At 49.0% G+C, this 3,226-nt stretch carries 3 protein-coding genes; 1 reads left to right on the top strand and 2 read right to left on the bottom strand.

Annotated elements, in window-relative coordinates; all coding sequences use genetic code 11:
• Positions 1–264: 264 nt before the first annotated feature.
• The gene (locus N434_RS25240) at positions 265–606 is read right to left on the bottom strand and encodes a hypothetical protein (protein ID WP_110760764.1); all 342 of its coding nucleotides are present in this window, start codon (positions 604–606) and stop codon (positions 265–267) included.
• A gap of 981 nt (positions 607–1,587) precedes the next feature.
• Between N434_RS25240 and N434_RS25245 the strand changes: the two genes are divergently transcribed.
• A complete protein-coding gene (locus N434_RS25245) occupies positions 1,588–1,983 on the top strand; it encodes an H-NS histone family protein (protein WP_097050051.1) in 396 nt (131 codons plus the stop codon).
• Positions 1,984–2,733: 750 nt separating this feature from the next.
• Here N434_RS25245 and N434_RS25250 read toward each other — a convergent pair.
• On the bottom strand, positions 2,734–2,949 hold the full coding sequence (locus N434_RS25250; RefSeq protein WP_210206064.1) for a transposase: 216 nt from the start codon (positions 2,947–2,949) through the stop codon (positions 2,734–2,736).
• Positions 2,950–3,226: the final 277 nt, after the last annotated feature.

Below are 3,226 nucleotides of genomic sequence, written 5' to 3' on the forward strand. Positions count from 1 at the left end.
TTGCAAAGTTGGTAATGTCCTTTGGTCAGTGTGGATCGTTGCTGACCAGATTGATGTGGTTATGTTTGTATTTACGGATGAGGAGAACAGGGAAGCGAGGGTGTGCAAGCGCCGGCGGAGACGAAATGCTCGTCTATGCGACTTTCATCCCGCGTCCCGCGCTTAGTTTCACTTAAATAATCTTAATGAAATACGCGGCTTACTACTTCTTGGGGTTCCGCTTACGCGATAAGGAACTTCCCTATCTCGTAATGCCCCTGTTGATCATTGGTGGACTTTTCTGGCGCATGCCTTCTCATATGCTTTCTGTTTTTTCCTAAGCCGCTCTCTGGCTTTCGCGCGTTCCTTGTCAAGCCAGCCACGGAGTCCCAGAGCGTCGAAGAGCGTGGTAGAAACGATCTTGATCGCGGAAAAACTTCTGTAGGAGCCATCCTTCAACCGTTCCCGGATTTGGGACACGGCGAGATACCCGGCGTCCTTGAGCGTTGCTACGATCCGCGCCGCGCGCCTTTCGCCCAACCCCGCCCAGGTCGCCAGGTGGTCCATGGTGTAGTTGAAGAAGCCATTTTCCGTCGGGAAGCCCACACGTCCGGTCGCTAAATCCATACGCAGCACCAGAGCGACGAGAAGTATGCCAATGCCGTCGCGGCGCTCGCTGCGGACTTTGCGTCCGTCGGCGTGGAAATTTAAAACCGGCAGTAATCCGAGTTTTTCAACGTGCGACAGTAACTTTCTTGCCGCTTCCTGGATGAATTTTGGGCGATTTTACGGTACCTGGATGCTGAGGAGCTTTGGATTTTTCGGATCGTGCCCGCAACGGTTTCCGCTGCCACGGCGCCTCTCGCGAGGCGTGGTAGCTCTGGGAAAGGGGTGCAAGGAAACGCGCTCGTGGGGCACTGAGGGCTGCCTGGGGCGGTTTCCGAACCCAACCCGAAGATGGCCTGCTTGAGGGAGGACTTGAAGGAATCCTGCTTCTTAAGAGAGGCCGCTATCTTCTTAGATAGCCTGGACTGAAAAGCGTCATTCCTCCGTGATTTCAGGGACTTTCGGGATTTGGAGACATCCCGGTTGCCCGCCGGCGTGGGGATACCGGAGGGAAAAACTCTGTTATCAACTAAGGTCTGTTGAGATTCAGGATTCCCAAGTGTCATGATTTGTGATTCAAGCTACCTTGTCGAAGGAGGTTTGGATGATAACGGAGCGTTTTGTAATTACGGATCGTCTTTCCCAGCGTCCGCAGCGTTGCCAGCCTTATGCCTGAGCGGCGGCCTACTGGGCCAGCACCTGGCTGGAGTCGCGCGGCGACCCGTAAGGGTGACGCTTAAGGTTAACCACAGGGGAAAGCTCCTTAAATGGATAAGAAAATACAATTAATTCAACTGGTTAAAGGATAAGAAAAGTTATATTGATGGATTCAACGATAAATATCCATCTATTGCAGGACTCGCCCTCACCTTAAGGGGTAAAAGATCTACTTATTGGATACAACAATGGATTTTTATTTTCAAGAAATTCTGGTTGACATATTTAACTTCACGTCTAAAATATGATAACTATCTTATGACTACATAATCGAGTACCCTGAAAATGAAAGATGAAGATACTATTGAGCACGATTTCATTGAATTCAAGAGAAGGCTAGAGGAATCAAAAAATGAGATTTCCTCTCTTGAGAAAGAGTTCTCTCACCGTAAGAAGGAAATGAAAATAAATCTTGCGAATAGAATTATGGAACTCATTAAATCACATGATCTCATGGTTGAGGAGGTCGTTCCATTGCTTCTAACTAACAAACAATGGAAGGTCTTATGCTCGGAACAACGCACATATTATGTAGACCCGGAAAATCCCGAGAACACATATACGCGTGGTGCTACTCCAAAGTGGATGAAAGATAAAATGATCGAAAAAGGGTTAGACCCGTCTTCCAGCAAAGACCGCAATATGTTCAAGAGCACCCATCTCCAGTTGATCGGAGATTAGTAAGGAGAAATAAGCTATCGAGCAATCCATCGCTGGTAAGGCAGAAAACGGATTACGACAGGATGGCACGGCGGGCAGATCGAATCCGCGATAAGCTGGGATGGGAGACCGGCATCCTCAACAGCCCCGGCGAGAAACCCAAGGAGATGCACTGGAAAACCTTCGAGAATCGCTTGCGATGTATCCCGATTCCCTGCTATGAGTGCGTCCAGTGTGATACCAATCCGTACCGAGCAGGACTACACCAGTGCTCTTGCTTGCATTGAAACTTTCATGGATAGAGAGCGTTTACCGGCCGAGGATGATGAGTTTTACATATTGCAATCTTATTTGAAACATATAAGTAATGGAGTTGGCGAAACGAGAGCAGGACGACGAGAAATTCCTAGCGGAAACTCTGCTGGAGGTCAGGCTAACGCCAAAATTCTTTAAGGCACTTGGGTTACCTCATCCATCTCATTTTTTCTGTCTAACTCATTGAATTTTTAAGGATAAATACAAATTTTGCCGGATGCCGGATGGTGATTGAAGCACTCGGCTGTCCGCCTCGCCTCTCAGCGTTCGTACCTGAATCTCTCAGGTCGCGAAACGACCCCACAAAGAACAAAGTCCCAGTGACTGAAGTCGCTGAGCCTTTGCGTTTCCCGGTTAGCGTTAATGCACTGCTGGGAGAGCTACGTTTTGGGAAAAGAGTAGCGATGAAGACATATGCTCCCCAGAACTAGTCGTCAACCTAGGGTCTGTTGAGATTCATCGTGAGTTGATGGCTGCGGCGCAGGCATAGATCATGGCCTCGAAGCTTTCATCGGTTTTGTCGCTGCGCATGGCGATACGCTTGAACTCTTTGAATTTTCTGAAGAAGTTCTCGATCAGATGGCGCCATTTGTAGATTTCGGCATCGATGTCCAAGGGCTGGCAACGCTGCGGACGCTGGGAAAGACGATCCGTAATTACAAAACGCTCCATTGTCATCCAAACCTCCTTTGACAAGGTAGCTTGAATCACAAATCACGATGCTTGGGAATCCTGAATCTCAACAGACTTTAGTCTCCACCTCGTGTGGTCTGCCTTGACCTTGGCCTTCGGGTAGTACAGAAGGACCTGAGACAGCGCGGTTCGGCTTACGAGGGGAAGTTGAGGTTTCCTGTTGCGGGATTGCTCTAAGGGAGTTTTTTCGATCTTTTCTGTTTGCTCCTGATCTTTCAGCATTGCTGGGGGATTGCTTAATGGGGCTAGGGGGGGG

Origin of the sequence: Rhizobium sp. UGM030330-04, assembly GCF_003208455.1 — a bacterium.
GTDB lineage: Bacteria > Pseudomonadota > Alphaproteobacteria > Rhizobiales > Rhizobiaceae > Agrobacterium > Agrobacterium rhizogenes_A.

Bases quoted from the DNA above. Each gene is read 5' to 3' on its own strand.
- N434_RS25240 (WP_110760764.1), bottom strand. From the start codon at position 606: ATGGATTTAGCGACCGGACGTGTGGGCTTCCCGACGGAAAATGGCTTC.
- N434_RS25245 (WP_097050051.1), top strand. From the start codon at position 1,588: ATGAAAGATGAAGATACTATTGAGCACGATTTCATTGAATTCAAGAGA.
- N434_RS25250 (WP_210206064.1), bottom strand. From the start codon at position 2,949: ATGGAGCGTTTTGTAATTACGGATCGTCTTTCCCAGCGTCCGCAGCGT.